General features: G+C 37.0%; 20 protein-coding genes and 1 tRNA gene. 10 read left to right on the top strand and 11 right to left on the bottom strand.

What is annotated here, in order from left to right; translation table 11 throughout:
- Positions 1 to 88: 88 nt before the first annotated feature.
- The 7 genes from AB5062_RS15935 to gpmA all read right to left on the bottom strand — a co-directional run bounded on the left by AB5062_RS15935 (position 89) and on the right by gpmA (position 5,465).
- Entirely contained in the window at positions 89 to 310 is a 222-nt protein-coding gene (locus AB5062_RS15935; RefSeq protein WP_032946757.1) for an immunity 17 family protein, read from the bottom strand.
- Positions 311 to 371: 61 nt separating this feature from the next.
- A complete protein-coding gene (gene tsaE / locus AB5062_RS15940) occupies positions 372 to 800 on the bottom strand; it encodes a tRNA (adenosine(37)-N6)-threonylcarbamoyltransferase complex ATPase subunit type 1 TsaE (RefSeq protein ID WP_005849089.1) in 429 nt (142 codons plus the stop codon).
- Positions 784 to 1,635: a metal ABC transporter permease gene (locus tag AB5062_RS15945; RefSeq protein WP_005839906.1), complete on the bottom strand. Its 852-nt coding sequence runs from the start codon at positions 1,633 to 1,635 to the stop codon at positions 784 to 786. The genes tsaE and AB5062_RS15945 overlap by 17 nt, the downstream gene beginning before the upstream one ends.
- 52 nt (positions 1,636 to 1,687) lie before the next feature.
- Positions 1,688 to 2,107 carry a hypothetical protein gene (locus AB5062_RS15950; protein ID WP_005839908.1) on the bottom strand — a complete coding sequence of 140 codons (420 nt, stop codon included), beginning with the start codon at positions 2,105 to 2,107 and terminating at the stop codon, positions 1,688 to 1,690.
- Between the two features lie 4 nt (positions 2,108 to 2,111).
- Complete coding sequence (locus tag AB5062_RS15955; RefSeq protein ID WP_171030725.1) at positions 2,112 to 3,341, bottom strand: 3-phosphoshikimate 1-carboxyvinyltransferase; 1,230 nt, start codon at positions 3,339 to 3,341, stop codon at positions 2,112 to 2,114.
- A 158-nt stretch (positions 3,342 to 3,499) separates the two neighbouring features.
- On the bottom strand, positions 3,500 to 4,552 hold the full coding sequence (locus AB5062_RS15960; protein WP_032946760.1) for a class I fructose-bisphosphate aldolase: 1,053 nt from the start codon (positions 4,550 to 4,552) through the stop codon (positions 3,500 to 3,502).
- Positions 4,553 to 4,703: 151 nt separating this feature from the next.
- Complete coding sequence (gene gpmA / locus AB5062_RS15965; protein WP_005849083.1) at positions 4,704 to 5,465, bottom strand: 2,3-diphosphoglycerate-dependent phosphoglycerate mutase; 762 nt, start codon at positions 5,463 to 5,465, stop codon at positions 4,704 to 4,706.
- A gap of 163 nt (positions 5,466 to 5,628) precedes the next feature.
- Here gpmA and AB5062_RS15970 point away from each other — a divergent pair, with 163 nt between their 5' ends.
- Entirely contained in the window at positions 5,629 to 6,417 is a 789-nt protein-coding gene (locus AB5062_RS15970) for an ADP-ribosylglycohydrolase family protein (protein ID WP_005849081.1), read from the top strand.
- Here the strand turns inward: AB5062_RS15970 and dinB are convergent.
- The gene (dinB, locus tag AB5062_RS15975) at positions 6,398 to 7,492 is read right to left on the bottom strand and encodes a DNA polymerase IV (protein WP_080552590.1); all 1,095 of its coding nucleotides are present in this window, start codon (positions 7,490 to 7,492) and stop codon (positions 6,398 to 6,400) included. The two genes, AB5062_RS15970 and dinB, sit on opposite strands and share 20 nt — an antisense overlap.
- A gap of 264 nt (positions 7,493 to 7,756) precedes the next feature.
- Positions 7,757 to 7,831: transfer RNA gene (locus tag AB5062_RS15980), tRNA-Pro, on the bottom strand.
- Positions 7,832 to 8,165: 334 nt separating this feature from the next.
- Here AB5062_RS15980 and AB5062_RS15985 point away from each other — a divergent pair.
- The 7 genes from AB5062_RS15985 to AB5062_RS16015 all read left to right on the top strand — a co-directional run bounded on the left by AB5062_RS15985 (position 8,166) and on the right by AB5062_RS16015 (position 14,042).
- Complete coding sequence (locus AB5062_RS15985; protein ID WP_008669356.1) at positions 8,166 to 9,437, top strand: site-specific integrase; 1,272 nt, start codon at positions 8,166 to 8,168, stop codon at positions 9,435 to 9,437.
- The gene (locus tag AB5062_RS15990) at positions 9,434 to 10,207 is read left to right on the top strand and encodes a hypothetical protein (protein ID WP_032945828.1); all 774 of its coding nucleotides are present in this window, start codon (positions 9,434 to 9,436) and stop codon (positions 10,205 to 10,207) included. Before AB5062_RS15985 ends, AB5062_RS15990 begins: the two co-directional genes overlap by 4 nt.
- Positions 10,208 to 10,363: 156 nt before the next feature.
- Complete coding sequence (locus tag AB5062_RS15995; RefSeq protein ID WP_008669354.1) at positions 10,364 to 10,669, top strand: AlpA family transcriptional regulator; 306 nt, start codon at positions 10,364 to 10,366, stop codon at positions 10,667 to 10,669.
- Positions 10,670 to 10,729: 60 nt separating this feature from the next.
- The gene (locus AB5062_RS16000) at positions 10,730 to 11,716 is read left to right on the top strand and encodes a phage/plasmid replication protein (RefSeq protein WP_008669353.1); all 987 of its coding nucleotides are present in this window, start codon (positions 10,730 to 10,732) and stop codon (positions 11,714 to 11,716) included.
- A 311-nt stretch (positions 11,717 to 12,027) separates the two neighbouring features.
- A complete protein-coding gene (locus AB5062_RS16005) occupies positions 12,028 to 12,468 on the top strand; it encodes a hypothetical protein (RefSeq protein ID WP_008669352.1) in 441 nt (146 codons plus the stop codon).
- A gap of 240 nt (positions 12,469 to 12,708) precedes the next feature.
- A complete protein-coding gene (locus tag AB5062_RS16010; RefSeq protein ID WP_032945827.1) occupies positions 12,709 to 13,638 on the top strand; it encodes an ADP-ribosylglycohydrolase family protein in 930 nt (309 codons plus the stop codon).
- Between the two features lie 149 nt (positions 13,639 to 13,787).
- The gene (locus tag AB5062_RS16015) at positions 13,788 to 14,042 is read left to right on the top strand and encodes a hypothetical protein (protein ID WP_016270920.1); all 255 of its coding nucleotides are present in this window, start codon (positions 13,788 to 13,790) and stop codon (positions 14,040 to 14,042) included.
- A gap of 521 nt (positions 14,043 to 14,563) precedes the next feature.
- On the opposite strand, the gene AB5062_RS16020 is transcribed toward AB5062_RS16015, so the two are convergent.
- Entirely contained in the window at positions 14,564 to 15,424 is an 861-nt protein-coding gene (locus AB5062_RS16020; RefSeq protein ID WP_005849077.1) for a helix-turn-helix transcriptional regulator, read from the bottom strand.
- Positions 15,425 to 15,697: 273 nt separating this feature from the next.
- On the bottom strand, positions 15,698 to 16,759 hold the full coding sequence (gene aroB / locus AB5062_RS16025) for a 3-dehydroquinate synthase (RefSeq protein WP_057249454.1): 1,062 nt from the start codon (positions 16,757 to 16,759) through the stop codon (positions 15,698 to 15,700).
- Between the two features lie 97 nt (positions 16,760 to 16,856).
- Here aroB and AB5062_RS16030 point away from each other — a divergent pair, with 97 nt between their 5' ends.
- Together AB5062_RS16030 and AB5062_RS16035 are read left to right on the top strand one after the other, a co-directional pair.
- The gene (locus AB5062_RS16030) at positions 16,857 to 17,261 is read left to right on the top strand and encodes a hypothetical protein (RefSeq protein WP_005849075.1); all 405 of its coding nucleotides are present in this window, start codon (positions 16,857 to 16,859) and stop codon (positions 17,259 to 17,261) included.
- An 80-nt stretch (positions 17,262 to 17,341) separates the two neighbouring features.
- The gene (locus tag AB5062_RS16035) at positions 17,342 to 20,239 is read left to right on the top strand and encodes a TonB-dependent receptor (protein ID WP_057249455.1); all 2,898 of its coding nucleotides are present in this window, start codon (positions 17,342 to 17,344) and stop codon (positions 20,237 to 20,239) included.
- Positions 20,240 to 20,259: the final 20 nt, after the last annotated feature.

The following is a 20,259-nucleotide window of genomic DNA, read 5'->3' on the forward strand; positions in this document are numbered from 1 at the left end:
GGGTGGAAATCCTGCTCTTTCCTAAAAAACTTGTTTTATGTCTGTGGATAGGGGAATGTAATATCCACAGATTTTGTTCACTATGTGTTTATACGATGCCTTGTATATTCAAAAAGAAATAAATGCCTGTAGCTATCATTAATAGTCCTAATATAGCATAGAAAAGTCGTGCACGCTGACGCCCTGCATTACTGACAATGAACTGTGTGTTGTGTGCGGTAAAGAACCACTCCCAATTAAATAAGGCTGCCAGAACGGACAATAGTCCTACCAATACGAATATGGCTTGGATCAGATAATGCATTCCCATAATTTAATGAATTTGGCTGTAGGGGCAGATTTTGTTCGTCCCTACAGTGAATATTTTTCTTTTATTCAGCTTCAAAGTGCATGATGCGGCTTCCATCTTCAGATTCTTCAATCTCGACTTTTACAGCATTGCCAGGCAAAAGTTCTTCTACCAGTTCCGGCCATTCGATGAAGCAGAGGGCACCGCTATAGAAATAATCCTCATATCCCATGTCGTATACTTCGTCCAGTTTCTTGATACGATAGAAATCAAAATGGTAAATAAGTTCACCGGTTTCATCCGAACGGTATTCGTTGACAATGGCAAAAGTTGGCGAGTTGATGACATCTGTTACCCCCAGCTCTTCGCATACAGCTTTGATAAATGTTGTTTTACCGGCTCCCATCTTTCCGTAGAAAGCAAAAACGGTATTATCACCCATAGCTGCGATGAATTGTTTGGCAGCTTCGTGGATAGAGTCTAAAGAATTGATTTTAATTTCCATATCCATTGGTTTGATTGAGTTTCTTTTGTTTGCAAAGGTACATGCTTTTCCCCATTTTGCAAAAAGTATAGATGAGGATTGAAAAAAAGATTATTGCTGCACCCGAAGGAACTTGTAATTTATAAGAAATGAACAGTCCACCTAAACAACCTGCATAACCGGTGATGACGGACCACCAGATAATTTTCTTGAAACTATGGGTAAACAAATTGGCGGTCATTTGCGGTAAAGTCAGCAGGGAAATGGCAAGTACTATACCTACCATGCGGAGGCATGATACGATGGTCAGTGCGATGAACATCATCAGAATATATTCAAATAAAGCTACCGGTATACGTTGGGAACGGGCGAATTCCCGGTCGAAAGCGATGCAAATGATAGGATTCAGAAATAAAGTGAAGAATAGTGTCAGCAGCACGGAAAGAATGGCAAGTAACAGAATATCTGTGGGCGTAATGGTCAGAATGTTGCCGAACAGAAAGGCGGATAAATCGGGAGTGAATCCTGGAGCTAGAAAGCTAAAGATAATACCTACTGCCATACCGAAAGTCCAAAACACGGCGATAGCGGAATCTTCGCGCATATCTTTCCGTTTGCTTAACCATTCTACCCCAAAGGAAGAGAGTACGGAGAAGATTGCAGCAGATAATAGAGGAGAGATGCCTGCGTATAATCCTAGGCCGATACCTCCAAAAGAGGCGTGGGTAATTCCTCCACTGATGAATACCAAACGGCGCGTCACAATGTATGTTCCGATAATACCACAGGCAATGCTGGCAAATAAGCTTCCTAGCAAGGCATGTTGGAAGAAAGTATAATGCAAAAGTTCTAATATATCCATATTTTTTTCAGTGGTTTTTATTCAAATGGAGACTTTGCTTGGTGTAGGCAGATTATTTGAATCTTCGTTCACCTACAATCAGGAAAAGCTCGTCTTTCAACTCGTCCGGCAGTTCTATTCCACGCAATTGCAGGCTACGGCTCCATCCGGCTACTTCATCTTCTTTACAAGTGTACATGATTTCCCGAAATTCTTCCACTTCTTCTTCATTATAACCATTTGAGGGACGGCCGCGAAAGCGGTCCAGTTCCTCGTCATCATAATATTCTATTTTTTTGCTGACAGCGGCAAGCAGGCTTTCTTTTTCACAAATTTCATGTTGCCCACAACATTCAGCGTCTGCTTCCACTATTTCGGGAGCAGCCTTCAATTCTCCGCTTTCTATCTTTTTTTGTATCTGGCGGTTGTGTAAAACTCCCACTGTCATGGCGATACCTGCCAAAATAATCAGACCAATAATAAGTATGAGCATAACTTTATACCTCCTCTATTATAAAACCAGCTTTCTTTAAATCTTCCCAATAGTAAGGATAGGATTTTGAAACGACCTGTGGATTGTTAATCCGGATTTCGGGCATTACTACACAAGCCGGAGCGAATGCCATAGCCATACGGTGGTCCTCATAAGTGTCAATGGCAACATCAGCGGTCATTTCACATCGTTCACCTTCCCAAGACAGAATACGATCATCTGTTTCATGAAGTATATATCCTAGCTTTCCCATTTCTTGTATCAAGGCTGCCATACGGTCTGTTTCTTTAATCTTCAAACTTTGTAAGCCTGAGAAGCGGAAGGGAATATTCATTAACGCACAAGTGACGACAAACGTTTGTGCCAAATCCGGTTGGTTGATGAAATCATAATCCAGCCGTTCGGTTATTTTATCGGTCTTTTTCAATGTTACCGTTTTATTTCCATAAATACTTTCGATTCCTAGTAACTGGAAAATTTCAGCCACTTTACTGTCTCCTTGATAGCTTGTTTCGAATAATCCCGGTAAGATGATTTCCGCTTTGTTGGAAAGAGCGGCTATCTGATACCAATATGAAGCTGCGCTCCAATCACTTTCCACGTAGAAAGGTATGGATTGGTAGGGTTGCGGCTCAACTTTTAGTTGATATTCATTGAGCCATTTGGCTCTAGCACCAAAATCGTTCATCAGCTGCAGGGTAAGGTTGATATAAGGGCGGGATATGATTTCTCCTGTCAGTGTAAGGGTCAGTCCGTTACTTAGTATAGGGGCAATCATCAATAAGGCTGAGATATATTGAGAACTGACATTACCCGGCAGGCTGATGGTATCTTTCTGCAGTTTGTGCCCGGTGATACGCAGAGGAGGATATCCGTCATTGATTATGTATTCAATTTCTGCTCCAAGCTCACGTAAAGCATTGACCAACACCTGGATAGGACGTTGTTGCATACGTTGTGTACCAGTGATGATCCGTGTTCCCGGAGTGACGGACAAATAAGCAGTAAGAAAGCGCATGGCTGTTCCGGCTGCCATAATGTCTATGGTATTTTTGCCGTCATTTAAGGCGTGAATCATTACTTGGGTATCATCGCAGTCAGATAGGTTCTCAAGTTGGAATATTCTATTTCCCAGTGCATTGATTATCAATGCACGGTTGCTGATACTCTTGGAAGAGGGGAGCTGGATAGTTGTATGTATTTGAGCGGGTGCCGTTACTTTTATTTGCATCATACCTTATATAATATAATAATGTGTATCGGATTGCAAAGGTAGGAATATTATCTTAATACTTGAAGGTTGCTACTTAAAAAAGGAGGCCGGAGAGTATAAAAAAGCCGGGAACATGGAAAGGTGGTTGTTTTGTTCCCGGCCCGGACATATAGTGAAAGTTAAGCTATAGTGATGCTTGAATCCAAATAAACATCTTGAATGGTATTTAGCAATTCAATTCCGTCTTTCATTGGTTTTTGAAAGGCTTTACGTCCACTTATGAGACCCATACCTCCGGCACGTTTATTGACGATTGCTGTTATTACTGCGTCTTTTAGATCAGAACTGCCATGAGATTCACCTCCAGAGTTGATTAATCCTACACGTCCCATGTATCCATTGGCTACTTGATAGCGACAGAGGTCGATAGGATGTTCTGAAGTCAGTTCGGTATAAACTTTATCATTTGTCTTTCCGAATTTAATGGCTGTAAAACCACCGTTATTGACCGGTAATTTCTGTTTTACAATATCTGCCTTGATAGTAACTCCCAAATGATTGGCTTGTCCGGTTAAATCGGCTGCTGTATGATAATCTACACCGTCTTTTTTAAAAGCATTGTTACGTAAGTAACACCATAAAATAGTAGCCATGCCTAGTTCGTGGGCATATTCAAAAGCTTCCGCTATTTCAACCAGTTGTCTGCGGCTCTGTTCAGAACCGAAATAGATAGTGGCACCTACTGCTACAGCTCCCATATTCCAGGCTTCTTTTACAGTACCAAACATCACTTGGTCGTAAGAATTGGGATAAGTCAATAATTCATTGTGATTTAGTTTGGCAATAAAAGGAATCTTGTGGGCGTATTTGCGGGCAACGGAACCTAATACTCCGAAAGTAGAGGCTATGGCATTACAGCCCCCCTCAATAGCGAGTTTTACAATATTTTCCGGATCAAAGTAAAGTGGATTGGGGGCAAATGAGGCTCCTGCTGTATGTTCTATGCCTTGATCTACAGGAAGAATAGATACATACCCTGTATTTGCAAGTCGCCCGTGTCCTAACAGGGTTTGAATACTGCTCAGGGTACGAATATTGCGGTCTGATGATATCCAAGTATCATCAATGGTGCTTGAAGAAGGGATATGGATTAATGATTTATCTATAGTTCTACAGGTGTGCTCTAAATAAAATGCTGCTTGGTCACCCAATAAATTTGTTATTTTGCTCATACTCTTTTTTCTTTAATTGATTAATAATTTTTTATCCATAGTGTTTTCTTTCTAGTATAAAAGCGTATGATTGCGTTTGAATGCATTATTGAAAACACTATTTTGATGTATTCTCCATTCTGTGATGGAGGTTTCGGACAGCGCAGGAAAATTATTTCCTGCCACCGGGGTTGGTTTTTCCTTGATCGGCTACAGCTTCCATTAGTTTTTTTATTTTTTCCGGATCTCCCAAAAAGTAGTCTTTCTTCAAATTCAGGTCATTATCAAACTCGAATACATACGGAACAGCAGTAGGTAGATTAAGACCTACAATTTCCTCATCCGGTATATGTTTCAAATATTTAATAATTCCTCTGAGGCTGTTTCCGTGAGCTACTACCAGCAGTTCGTTTGCTGTAGCTAGATTGGGGAAGATGATGCATTTCCAATAAGGTAATATACGTTCTACTGTTTCTTTCAGAGATTCGGTACGTGGAAGATCTTTGTCAGGAACTTCTTTATAACGGGTATCTGTTTTCGGATTGCGCGGATCATCTTCCGGTAGGGCATTGGGGGCTACGTTAAAACTACGGCGCCATATCAAGACTTGTTCTTCTCCGTATTTAGAAGCTGTTTCGCTTTTGTTTAATCCTTGCAATGCGCCATAATGTTTCTCATTTAGGCGCCAACTTTTCTCTACAGGTATCCAGTCTTGATCCATTTTATCTAGGACACAGTTTAATGTTTTGACCGCACGCTTTAAAAAAGAAGTGTAAGCTTTATCAAAATGAAATCCTTTTTCTTTTAAGAGTATACCTGCTTGGTTGGCATCAGCGATACCTTTTTCGGTTAAATCTACATCTGTCCATCCTGTAAAACGGTTGTCTTTGTTCCAAGTACTTTCTCCATGGCGGAGTAATACGATTCTTTTCATTTGTTCTCCTTTCTTTATTACCCGGTAATACATTTTCTGTTGGTGGCAAAATTAGTTGTAGCATACATACTTATCAATACCCATTAATTATGAATTTAACAGCGGAAGGCAAGGTTTTGTTTCTCTTTTTATTATTTTTGTACTTTGTAATTAAACACATGCCATGAAAAGAATTAAAACAGGACTAACGGGATTTATATTAGGAGATTGGTTGGGAATGCCTTACAGGGGAAAAGGAAAAGGGACATTTAAACCTATGTGGACAAAATCTTATCTTCGGGGAGACAAATGTTCAGGAAATACTTCGATGTTATTATGTGCTTTGGACAGTCGTTGTAATTTGGAACTTTATCAGCAGAATTTAAGAGATTGGTATTTTAATAGAAAGTATACAGGAGAAAACATTGAGTTTGATATTGATCAGGTAACCCAAAAAGCAATCATGAAAAATTTCAGGGGAGTGTCTTCGGATTCTAATAGCGGCAACCGTAGTTTGATGGGATGTTGTGTTTTGGCTTTTTCGCCTTTATCTAAAGAGGAGATTTTTCCTTTTATTAAGATTACTCATAATAGTCGTTATAGCTTTAAGTATACTTGGTTTTTTATTGAGTTTATTCGTTGCCTGTTGGAATATGAAGATAAAGGACAGGCATTACAGCAGGCTGAGCAGAGATGTGGTGTGGAGGTTAACAGGCAAAATCTTTGTAATGGAAGCTTTGTTGTAGATACGGTGGAGTCAGTGGTCAATTGGTTTATGGCAGGAAATAGTTATAAGGAGTGCGTATTTTCGGCTATAAACTCAGGTAAGTCAAGTGATGCGGTAGGAGCATTGACAGGTTTGCTGGCGGGAATATATTATGGATTAGAATTAAAGAATGGAGTGAAAGGGTTTGAAACAATGGAATCTTATATTGATTCATTTATCCAGTACCTTAATCATCCCACTCTTTAAATTCCAATGAAAGTTGTTCCCATTGTTTTTTTATTTCTTCTTTTTCTTCTTTTGGATTAGATACGGATAGTCCGATAAGGCGGATGGGGTGGCTTTCATAATCAATTTCTTTCAGTAATTTTTTTGCTAAAGGAAGAATTTTATCCATGCTTGTCAGTTCACTGTCTTGAGTGATGCTGCGGGTTATTTGGTTAAAGTCATGGAATTTTATTTTTAAAGTAAGTGTATTACCACTGAAATTAGTGCGTTTCAGTCTTTCTAGCAATTCGGTGACTACATGATATAGTTCAATGATGGCGGAAGAATGAAGAGAAATGTCTTTTTCCAATGTATGTTCGCATCCTACGGACTTACGGATTCTTATGGGTTCTACAGGACGGAGGTCTATGCCTCGTGCAAAATCGTAATATAGATTACCTGCTTTGCCAAACTGTCGGGTAAGCATTTCTAAAGTGCAGGCTTGTAATTGGGTACCATTATGAATACCTAATGCGTGCATTTTTTGGGCTGTGACCGGACCTACTCCCCAAAAAGATTCGATGGGAAGATGGGCGATGAAATCCAATGCTTGGTCGGGATGTATTGTACATAATCCGTCGGGTTTGCGGTAATCCGATGCTATTTTGGCTAGAAATTTGTTATAAGAGACCCCGGCTGAAGCTATCAATCCCAATTCTTTGCGGATACGCTTTTTTATATCTTTGGCTATATCTATAGCAAGTGAAAAGCCTGCTTTATTTTCAGTTACATCCAGAAAGGCTTCGTCTAGTGACAGAGGCTCTATGATATCTGTATAGGTATGAAAGATATCGTGTATCTGCCGGGATACAGCTTTATATACATTCATTCGCCCTGGAACAAAAATCAGTTCTGGGCAAAGTCTTTTGGCTTTTTGTGATGACATGGCGGAATGTACTCCGTAACGACGGGCTTCGTAACTGGCAGCAGCTACCACACCTCGTTCTTCAGCGTGTCCCACAGCAAGCGGTTTTCCACATAATTCGGGGTTGTCACGCTGTTCTACCGATGCGTAGAATGCATCCATATCGATATGTATTATTTTGCGTTCGGACATCTTCATGAAATTTGTAGAGCAAAGGTATGAAAAAGGTTTTTGGTTGATGAGTTCTTTAACAGCTTTATTTGTTATATTTTCATTAATGTTATTTCTGTATAACGAATACGAGAGAGACACATAAGAACTGCCCCTTTTATTTATCTGATGATGCGAAATTTCCGCTGGGCCCCGAATATTGGTTTCGGTAAGGTAAGATCAATGTTGGGTAGTATAATAAAAAGAAGGAGTTAGTTTTCACTAAACTCCTTCATGCTCAGCTTGTCGGGGTGACTGGATTCGAACCAGCGACCACACGCCCCCCAGACGCGTACTCTAACCGGGCTGAGCTACACCCCGTTGTTTTGTTTAACGGGTGCAAAAGTACGTATTTACGGGGAATTTGCAAAATTTTCAGGCGCTTTTTTGCTCAAAAAAAAACGTTTTTTAATTGGCTTTATTTATAAGTTTCTGTTGCTCAGTGGAATAGTTGATGGCTGTAATGGTATTAGATTTCCTTTATTTGCATTAAGTTATTTCTAAAGTTTTAGGAATATGTTAGAGAAATGGAAGTTTTTGGAATTCGTGGAGTTGCTATTTTTTTTAACTTTTTTTTTATGAATCATTTATAAGATGTTTGTACTGTGGTCTTTTTATTTTTGCACTTGATTTATTAATTTATAATTAGTTTGATATGGCAACATTCAAATTATTGCTTCATTCGGCAAATAAAAGAAAGAATGGAAGTTATCCTGTCTCGTTGCGGATAACAAAAAACATGAAGCATAAGTATATCTCTTTAGGTCTTTATGGCAAGAAAGAAGAATGGGACGAAAAAAGTGAGCGTTTCCGTTGTGACAAGCGTGTCTGTCCTAATTACAAGGAGTATAATGCGCGATTAGTCCAATTATTGGCACGTGTTCAGAATGTTGAACTTGATTTTGAGCATGATAAAATAGACTGGACTTTGAATCAGTTTGCTGATGCTTTTTTATATAAGAGTAAGCAGGGTAAGTTTCTTGATTTTGCAGTTCTCTGCATAGAGGAGATGAAAGCCACAGGACATATAGGTAATGCACACGTGTGGGAGAGGCTCCTTTATAATCTGAAGCTGTTTGATAAGAAACTTCATGTGCTCTGTTTTCAGGAGATAGATATAAAGTATGTGAATTCCTATAATCAATTCATGGAGAAGAGAGGATGGAGCGGTAATACCCGTAAACATGATATGAAAACCTTGAGTGCTATATTGAACCGTGCCATCAAAACAAAGGAATATTCAGGTAATTCTTATCCTTTCGGGAAAGACGGTTTCTGTATCTCTGCTTTGGAGGAAGAAACCCGTAAAAGGTATCTTTCACAGGAGTACTTGGACAAGCTGATGAATACTGTGTTTGCGAATAAGCCTAGAGAAGTGGCAAGGCGGCTTTTCCTGTTTTCCTATTTTTGTTATGGAATGAGCTTCATTGATATGGCATATTTGAAGCGTGATAATATAAAATCGGAAGGAGGAGGAAAATACCTTGTCTATAAGCGTCATAAGACGGAGCATAGTAAAAACGCGAGATTCATCAGAATCCCTTTGACAAATGAATTGTGCCTGCTGCTTCAGTGGTTTCGAGATAATACCTTGTTGGTAAGTGATTATTTGTTGCCTTTTGTTTCCAAGGATTATGTCGGTGAGAAGCTGTACAATCATCTTCGCAGCAGATTGGGCAGGTATAATGAGAGACTGAGAGAAATAGGAGAAGAATTGTGTTTTCAAGAGAAATTAACAAGTTACGTCAGCAGGCACTCTATGGCAATGACTTTACAGAGCAGTGGCGTTCCCCGTGAAATGATTGGTCAGGTGATGGGTCATAAGGACTTGAGCACGACAAACACTTATTTGGATAGTTTTGGAGATGCTGAAATAGAGAAAGTTACATTGAAATCATTATATAATAATAAAGAATTAAAATTATGAGAAAGAAAAAATATGAAAATTTTATCGCGAAATTGATGATGACTAAAGATATTATTGATGCTGCCGAATTGGAGAAACACATCCGTAATGTTGTCGGCTATGATAAGTCTTCGCTTGAAAAAGAATATTTTCGGATAAATGAACTTATTGAAAATCAATATGAAAAATACGGCATAATAAATGAGGGTGATAATATAGAGGCTTTTAGGAGAGGTTATTATGCCTTGAACAGGTTGTCTGTCACTTTAGACGATATCCGTAATAAGATAAATTCGCTGGGATATGAAAAGGAGAGTGGAATTGGAATACGTATTCAGCAGGATTGGAATTATGCCGCGCATCTATTGATTGATTTGTTATATTTGGAAAATATAAATCTTCATAATTACTCATGTTTATTAAAGGATTGTCTTAAACGAACCGGCAATTCTCCCATGTATTCCTGTTATTCGGAGGAGCAATTGAAACTTGTTTATGAATATCTTTGTTCTAAATCTCTGTTTTGTAACAAAGATGAATTCAGTAATTTTTTTAAGATATTTAAATCTGAAGCTTCTGATGTAACGCATAAAATAAAAGTGAATACCTCTAGAACAGGTGCAAAGGCTCTATTGAGAGTTGCTGTCGAAGAGTTGACTAAACAATTTTCTGCTTCATTGGTTAACTTGTTTTTTGCGGATAAAGATGGTGGTGATTTGAAAATAGCCAGCCATCATAGAGCCACGGCTTATGATGATTATCGGAGGGAAATAGCTCGTATACTGTCTTAAAATAACTTCCTTGAATTAAATGCGCTTTTTTAAATCGATATATATGTTTGATATTCAGATGTATATATCGATTTTGTTTTTGCTTTGTGTCGCAACATGAATTTGAAAAATTAATTGTAGTGCCCTTTCTTTGCATCATAATTTTAAAAAAAAGATATGATAAAAAGAAAAAAAGCTGTTTCTACAGCAGAATCAAGTAAGGAAAAAGGCATGAGAATAAATTCAGGTGTTTCAGAAAGCATCATGATAGTGTCTGATATTATTGGTATAGACGAAGTCTGTAAAATAACAAGTCTTTCTCGCAGCACGATTTATAAAAAGACTTCTAATCACGAAATTCCTTTTTATAAATCCACTCTGAACAAAAGGTCCTTCCTGCGTTTTAGACGTTCTGAGATTCTAAATTGGATGTTGCGCCATCGTATAGGGACTATTGATGAGTTTTTGGAATCTCAGGATTGAGTTTATAATAATAAGTGAAATAATATTATTATATTAATAATAAAGGAAGAGGATACTTTTATGTATGATACAATAAAATTTGTAATAAAAGAAAGTGAATTGGATAATGCGATTTGCTTTTTAGAAGAGATTCCGTGTAGGATATCGATAAAGTCTACTTCTTCAAATAGAGTGGTAGGTTTTTTGAAGAATATGAAGATTGAAGTGCGAAATACTACTTTGATAGTGCAAGGTAGTTTGCTTAAATATTTCAAGGGTTATAATTATGCAGAGTGTTTGTCTGTATGGGATGTCAGAAAATCGATAAATAAATTGAGTAATGAGTTGAATGTTCCTATGCGACAGGCTGTAATCAATAGGATTGATATTGGTATCTGTTTTTCTATGGTTAATGTTCCTTGGGTATATTGGGATTGTCTGCTTCATAGCGATGGTTATTTTCGTTCTAATATAAAACAAGAAACTTTGTATTTTGACAAGTATGATTCGCAGCTTTGCTTTTATGATAAAAAGACGGAGATGAAAAAGAATAGGGAGGTTGAGAATTTAGAATGTTTAAAAAAAATAAACGTGCTGCGATATGAGTTTCGTTTCAAAAAAGTTACATCGATTTTTGGCGGTGTAGTAAGAGGGGCTGACTTGTATAGTCCTGTTTTCTATTTGCGAGTATTGCAAAAATGGTATGATGGCTACATGATTATACAGAAAGGATTTGTATCGGAAGTTGATTTACTCAGGTTTGGTGGCAAGAAAGAGTTTCAGCGTTCTTGTGTTGCTTTAGTAATGGGTCAATTTAATCTATATGAAGTTTTGGATAGGGAATTTGCACAAGGAAAAATCAATAGTAAAAATAAATATGATATAAAGGAGGTTATGAAAGAAGCAGAGAAATTACTACTGGATAAGGAAAACTTTATTTCTATTATAGATGAATTGACTAATAAGGTGAGTGTTTTTTATGAGGAAATGAAAAAGTCTGTGGAAAACGTTTCTCCATATCGTTGGGAGTTATTGAATAGAATGGCTGATCGTTCTTTAAGGGTTTAAAATGTAGTTTTAACAAAGAAACAGACGCAAGATAGGTAAATAATCACTTTTTTGTAGGAAATGGAATAAAACGTAATTAAACAGGCTTTTCAGTAGTTTAATTTAATGCTTGTGAGATTTTCTATCAATGTTCATTAGAAAAAAACTTGGTGTTTCCTTTTCCTATTTCTTTTACTTAGAAAAAATTATGTAATAAATGTTTTGATAGGAATAATTTATTAAATATATTTGTATATTAATGGAATGAATCAGCGATAAACAGCGTGTTTAATACTGGTTTTAGTAAATAATAGTATACAAATATATTGATTATGGAAAAGAAGAGTAGTGGTTATCAGACTGGAATTGCGAGTGAGCATTTGGTTTTGTCTATGTTGTATCGTTTGGGTGCAAAAGCATATTTGACTTTGGGTAATGAAAAGAGTATTGACATAAGGATTACTAAGGATGACGGAAGTTGGATTTCTGTTGATGTGAAGTCTGTACGTAAGGGAAATGCTATTCCTGTAGGGAATGCAGTGGATAAGGATAATCATTATTATGTTTTTGTAATTTATAATAATAAGTTTAGTGATTTATCTGTTCATCCTGATTTTTATATTGTTCCTAGCCATATTGTTGTTGAGAGAAGAAAGGAATTTAATGGTGGTCCTATTGATATATTCAAGAAAGATATTATAGAGTATCAGAATAAGTGGGAAATTTTGGGTACATTTGTAGAAAATGGTGAACTTTCTACAGAAAAAAAATGATGAGGGATAATTTTAAATGTAGAATTTATGGAGATCTTGTTCATGTCGTATGGCAAATAAATGAGGTTTATTCCTAAAGTGGCTATACGTTTTTGGCAGAGAGAGTGGATTTTAGGAAATGGAAGGATGGAAAGTGGGAAATGGTGGAGGGTAAATTTAGTTGTTCTATATACAGTATTCTTGTATATTTGTCTTGTGTGATATTATGTTTCTTGTTTAATGAATTGATTTTTTATTAATATGATAGGCGCGCTTGCAGGTGATATTATAGGCTCTGTATATGAGTTTAATAATATAAAGACGAAAGATTTTCCTTTGTTCAGTAAAGAATCTTTCTATACTGATGATTCGATTATGACGATAGCTGTGGCTGATTGGTTGCTTCATGGAGGTGATTTGGTGAGAGTGATGCAGTATTATGGTTCTAAATATCCTTTTCCTATGGGTGGATATGGTGCTCGTTTCGACAAATGGCTGCATGAAAAGAATCCTAAGCCTTATAATAGTTGGGGAAATGGTTCGGCAATGCGTGTTAGTCCTGTGGGATGGTATTTTGATTCTTTGGAAGAAACAATAAACGTGGCGGAAGAGACAGCTGTGGTTACTCATAATCACCCTGAAGGAATCAAAGGAGCTCAGGCTACGGCATCGGCTATTTATTTGGCAAGAAAAGGTAAATCAAAAGAATATATCCGCAGTTTTATCACAGATAATTTTGGCTATGATTTGAATCGCTGTTGCGATGATATTCGTTGTGATTATAAATTTGATGAAAGCTGTCAAGGTACAGTTCCCGAAGCTCTTATTGCTTTTTTAGAGAGTCGGAGTTTTGAGGATGCCATAAGGTTGGCTGTTTCATTGGGTGGTGACAGTGATACACTGGCTTGTATAACAGGAGGGATTGCAGAAGCTTTTTATAGATATAGAATTCCCTATGGAATACGCAGCAAGGTTCTTTCTTTATTGGATGATGATTTGCGAAGAATTGTTAAGGAATTTATAGATGCTAGGCGCGAATGGTTTATACATCCTAGATGGGAAGAAGATGGAGAATCAATATCAATAGTTGTTAGTGAACCTTCTAAAGAAGAAGTAGAGAAGTTAAAAACAGAGTCTGTAAGACTAATTTTAAACAGCTTAAATTCGGAAACGGATGAAAAAAAGGAATGAATTTGATATATTGTGAAAAGTATAAATGCTATTTGATGTCTTATCAAGTAGCATTTTTTGTTATATAGAGATTTCTATTTTGTTAAAGATGATATGGCGTTTAAGGGATAGATGGAAAATGTTTATAGGAGAATGATATTGGTATTGGAATGGTCTGTGCTTGTTTTTATGATGAAAACGATAATTTTAGAAATAAACTTTGGGTGTTAACGTCTTATGATGCTTCTCGAAAAGAAGAAGATAAATTAAGAAAAGTAGTCTCCGAAGAAACTGCTTTTAAGAAAGAGGTGAATAGCAGTAGTCCCTTGCAATATTCTTTAGAGAAGGGTGTGACGTTATCAACTTTCTCTCCCGACTCTCTATCACAACCTAAAGATACAACAAATATAAATATTGAACAATAATTTATGGACGAAATTATAGAAAAAGCAAAGGCTGACTCACTTCACTTATTGGGATAGAAAAGATATTAGAAGGCTAAATTAAGAGATAAGTTGTTTAAAAAAATAGTGAATGAATAATGAAAGAGGTGACATTACTGATACATTGAATAAATGTTGTCGAAATTTGTTGTCTAAAATAGGACTATGGTCTATCTTTAGGCAATAACAATAAGTTTTAAAAAAATGAATATGTTGATGATTGATTTGCATCTATTTGCATTAAATTGTAATGAAAGTTTTAGGATAGTTGTAGATGAAAAAGAAAAAAGAGCTAAACTTTGTTGTTTAACTCTTTCTATATTAGTGTTTTATGTTAAATGTTTTATAATAAATCTTTTGGGCCCCCCAGACGCGTACTCTAACCGGGCTGAGCTACACCCCGAATTGCGGATGCAAAGGTACGGCTTTTTTTGGTATTTGCAAATATTCTCTGTACTTTTTTACATTAAAAGTGCATCTTTTTATGCAAGGTATTGATGAAACTAATAAGTCGATTCCCTATATTCAGAGGGAGACATATTGGTGTGTCTTTTAAAAAAACGACCTAAAGCAGACTGGTTCAGGAACTTAGTTCTGATTGTTATTTCCTGAATATTAAGAGAACTGTTTTTCAATAATTCTTTTATCTCCAGTAATGAATAATCTATAATCCAGTCCTTAGGAGATTTTCCACTGGTTTCTTTAACTACTTCAGACAGATATTTGGAAGAAACATGAAGTTTGTCGGCATAAAAGATAACCTCTTTATGCTCTCTGTAGTTGTCCATCATTAGCGTATAGAATCTATGCGTTAAATCTTCTTTACGTGTTGTACTTGTATTATTTCTATGATTGATGTAATTTTCAAAATCGTTATATAAATCTAGGAATATAATTCTTAGCAGAGCTATAATTGCTTCTCTGGAAAAACTTTTGGGAAGTTTGATCCGACTCTTCAGTAACGTATAATAATTCATGAAATACTGCATCTCTTGTTCCGGCAAGGGATAAAGGAAACGAGATTTCATGTAAGAGAAAAATTGAGGAGAAAAACTCCTGATAGTTTTTATTACATCATAGAAAAATGTGTTTGAAAGTGTAAAATAGTTTGTTGTGAAATGAGGACTTGTCTCTATGACTGAGACTAGCAGTCCCGGCATAAAGACAAAAACATCATGTGGGTGTATAGTATATTCTTGAGAATCCATTCTTATTTTAGCATTTCCTTGTATACAGATTCCAATAGTACATATAGGGGTATAAGAAGGGCAATCTGTAATGGGCAATGTTGATGCATTAGATTGCATGCAAAATTCATTCTCTAATATATCTTCTCTATTCTTTTCAAATTCCTTATATAACATTTATACCAACCAATTATATAATGCAAAAATAGGGTTTCTGAAGCATTGAAAAGTTGATCAATGGTATTTAGGAACAATTTTACGGAAAAAAGGTGCTTTATATTTGTCTTTTTTAAATGATTGGTCTGTTTTTTAACTAATGTATTATAAATACTCTAATTGCTTGATTGTTAAAAGTTTGATCGATTATAATTGGGAATAAATAAAAGATGTTTTTATTGTATCGGACAGATGGAAAGTTTGTACAATCCTTTCCATCTGTTTGAAGGGAGATCAGCAACCCATGGATTCATGATAAAAATCCAGCATTTCAAAAATTTCGTCTTTACTTGCCGATTGATTAATCTGTATATTTCCTATTTCAGTTAATAGGGTGAAATTGATAATGCCTGCTGAGTTTTTCTTATCATGTTTCATGAATTCATAGAGGCGTTCATATTGTTTGCAATTAAAAGGCATAACTCCATAATGTTCTTTGACGAACAGGATGGTCTGACGTAGCTTGTCTTTAGGAAAACCAGTTTTGATATGGGAGAAATAAAGTTCACAAACTATTCCCCATGCCACAGCGTAACCATGTAATATCGGATGCTGTGTTTCTAATGCCAGACTTTCAAAAGCATGCCCTACGGTGTGTCCCAGATTTAAAGCTTTGCGGATTCCTCTTTCAAAAGGATCCTGTTCCACTATATCTTCTTTAATCTGTACAGATTTTCCGACTAAAGTCTGTAAGACCTTGTAATCTATATTGTTGAAGTCAAATTTCAACAATTCTATCCAATGATCATGGGTGCTGATAAGACCATGTTTCAACATTTCAGCGTATCCGGACAATAGATTGCGAATATCCAGTGATTTTAGAAAATTAGCGTCAATCAATACACTTTCGGCAGGAGAGAAGACTCCGATCTCATTCTTTAATCCGTTGAAATTGATTCCGGTCTTGCCTCCTACAGATGCATCAACCATAGCCAGCAGTGTGGTAGGAATATTAATATATTTGATCCCTCGTTTGAAAGTTGATGCGGCGAATCCTCCTAAATCTGTAACCATCCCTCCACCTAAATTGATAAGTAGCGAATGACGGCTTGCACCTTTATCTCCCAACTCTTTCCATACATATGCCAGTGTTTCCAAGTTTTTGTGCACATCTTCAGCCCCTATATAAATAAAATGGGCATTTTTAATACAATCAAATTCTGATACAACAGGAATGCAAAGTTCACGTGTATGTTCGTCAGCCAAGACAAATAATTTGTCATGTGGGCATTGGTTTATTGCCTTATTGAGATTTTCTTCTAAGTTATGGCAGATAATAACTTCTTGTTTACTCATATTTTCTATTATTTGCCTGCAAATTTAGGTAAAAAAGCAAAAAGATGACCGTTCTTTGCTTACAAATAATTACTTTTGTACGTTAAAATATAAAATAATGAAAGGAATTTTACCGGTTTATTGTAGGACGATGGGATATGTTGTTCTGTTGTTGTCTGTTTTCGTACCGTTGTTCATGTTTATGTTTGGCATGATAAACGATAGTAACCTGTTGTTTACAAAGGCTTCTATCAAGTTACTTATCTGGTTTTCTTTGTTTATGATCTTCTTGGCAAAAGTGAAGGATGAGAATGAGAAGATTTCCCGAATACGTATCAAGGCTATTTGTTATGCTATTTATTTGTTGGGCATTTATTATATTGTAATGTTGGTCAGAGGAGTATATAATGGAAATCTGGAAGAAGCGGATAATTCCATTGCTATAGTTTATATGGTTTTTAATGTTATTTGTCTGGAATTTGGTGTACAAAAAAGCCGGGTTGACCGATTGTTTAAGAAATAAATACATTTTTCCGTTAAACCTTTTGTCGACAAGAGTGTCCAAAGGACATTAGGCATTAAAATTTCAAGGAAAAAGAAAAAATGAAGAAGTTAGTATTATTGTTGTTACTGGTATGTACCTGTGCAACTCTCTCTTGGGCGCAAAGTGGCAAGCGCATAACCGTGACGGGATCTGTGATTGATGGTGATGATAAAAGCCCGGTTGGACAAGCTACCGTACAGTTACTTTCTCTACCCGATAGTACAATGGTGGTAGGAAATGTTACCAATAACAACGGAGTATTCTCTATTGCTGCCCGTCCGGGGAAATATGTACTTAAAATTTCATTTGTAGGTTACCTTACTCAGGAAAAATCTTTGCAGCTGACAGCTGGTAAACCGAGTGTTAATATTGGAACAGTCACTTTACCCACCGATGCTATCATGTTGGGTGAGGCGGTTATTGTAGCCGAGGCTCCGCAGGTAACCATTTCAGAAGATACTATTGGCTATAACGCTTCTGCTTATCGTACTCCTGAGGGGGCGATGTTGGAAGAATTGGTGAAAAAACTTCCGGGAGCAGAAATAGATGAAGACGGAAACATAAAGATGAACGGCAAGGAAATCAAGAAACTTATGGTAGATGGCAAAGAGTTTTTTGGCGGTGATGTGAAGACCGGTTTGAAGAACTTGCCAGTCGATATGGTGGAAAAACTGAAAACCTATGATAAGAAATCCGATTTGGCACGCATTACGGGTATTGATGATGGTGAGGAGGAAACAGTGCTCGATTTGACGGTGAAGAAGGGGATGAATCAAGGCTGGTTTGGAAACGTGGATTTAGGCGCCGGAACGGAAGACCGTTATACAGGAAGAGCTATGATTAACCGTTTTTATGATAAAACTCAGGTTTCTATTATTGGTTCCGCCAATAATGTGAATGATCAGGGATTTTCGGGGGGAGGACCTCGTTGGAGGCGTAACAATGGATTGAACGCGACTAAAATGCTAGGAGCGAATTTTGCTACAGAAACAGAAAAACTGGAATTGGGAGGTAGTATGCGTTACAACTATCGTGATGCAGATGTAGTAACAGTCGGATCTTCACAGCGTTTTTTGCAGTCGGGGGATTCTTATTCCAATTCAAACAAAGCCAATAGTAATAAGGAAACAGGTTTCAAGGCAGATTTCCGTATGGAATGGCGTCCCGATTCAATGACCAATATTATTTTCCGGCCGAATGTTTCTTATGATAAGACAAGGGGAGCTTCAGTTGCAGAGTCAGGTACTTTTAATGAGGATCCTTATCAGTATGTGGTAAATCCCAATGATTATTTGAACTTTGACAATATAGGGTCTGATGATCCGTTAAGGGATACTCGTATTAATGCTACCAATGAACATAATCTGTCCAAATCAAATAGTTTGTCGGCTAATGCAACATTGCAGCTGAACCGGAAACTGAATAATGAGGGACGTAACATTACATTCCGTGGTTCATTTGGATATGGAGATGATGACAGCGATCAGTATGCTCAATCGGAAACCCGTTATTATCAGATAAAGAACTATTTAGGAGGGGATTCTATAGAACATCGTAATCAATACATTACGATGCCTACTAAAAATTATAATTATACAGCACAGTTTACTTATAGCGAACCTATAGCACGGGCTACTTTCCTGCAATTTAGTTATAGATTCCAATATAAGAATAGCAAGAGTGATAAATCGACATACGATTTGGGGTATCCTTGGGATATAAATGACGGATTACCCGAAAACTATGAAACTGCTTATGTGGATAGCTTGAGTAAGGATGCTGAATATAAATACTTTAATCATGATATTTCTTTGGGACTACGATTTATCCGGGAGAAATATCAGTTGAGTGCCGGCATGTCCTTACAGCCTCAAAATACGAAATTGTCCTATAAGAAGGGAGATTACATGACTGATACCACAAGAACGGTATTTAATTTTGCTCCGAATCTGGATTTTCGTTATCGCTTCTCCAAAGTAAGTCAGTTGCGTATCACTTATCGTGGGCGTAGTAGCCAGCCTAGTATGGAAAACCTGTTGCCGATTGTCGATAATTCCAATCCGTTGAATATCCGTGTGGGTAATCCAGGTTTGAAGCCTTCGTTTGCCCATACCATGCGTTTGTTTTATAACACTTATAATGCCGAGAAGCAGCGTGGCATAATGACTCATGTAAATTTCACTGCTACTCAGAATAGTATCAGTAATAGTACGGTATATGATGAGAATACGGGTGGTACTACTTCAACTCCTCAGAATATCAATGGAAACTGGAATGCGTTTGGATTGTTCGGTTTTAATTCGGCTTTGAAGAATAAAAAGTTTACTATAAATTCTTTTTCTCGTGTGAGCTACCGGAATCAGGTAGCGTTCTTATACAATAAGGAAACATTGCATGATGATAAGAATACGACTACCGGTTTGACTTTGGCGGAGAATCTGAATGGGTCCTATCGGAATGACTGGTTTGAATTTTCATTGAATGGTTCTATTGAGTATACAGCGGAACGTAGCAAGCTGCGTCCTGAAAAGAACCAGAATCCATATACATTCTCATATGGAGCGAGTACCAATGTCACTTTACCATGGCAGATGACATTGTCTACTAATATCACCAACCAGTCCCGTAGAGGATATGATGATGCCAGTTTGAACAATAATGAACTGATTTGGAATGCCCAAATAGCACAAAGTCTATTGAAAGGAGCTGCAACTGTTAGTTTTGAAATGTACGACATCTTAAAACAACAGAGCAATATCAGCCGTTCTTTGACTGCGGATGTACGTTCGGTTACCGAATACAACAGTATCAACAGTTATTGTATGGTACATTTTATCTATCGTCTGAATATTTTTGGAAGTAAAGCCGCCCGTGACAAGATGATGAATAGCCATAGGGGATTCGGCGGTCCCGGTTTTGGTCCCGGTCCGGGAAGACATGGCCGGCGTCCTTTTTAAATGAAACTATATCTTAATCT

The sequence above is a fragment of the Phocaeicola sp. RTP21359st1_B8_RTP21360_211022 genome (assembly GCF_040911965.1).
GTDB lineage: Bacteria > Bacteroidota > Bacteroidia > Bacteroidales > Bacteroidaceae > Phocaeicola > Phocaeicola vulgatus.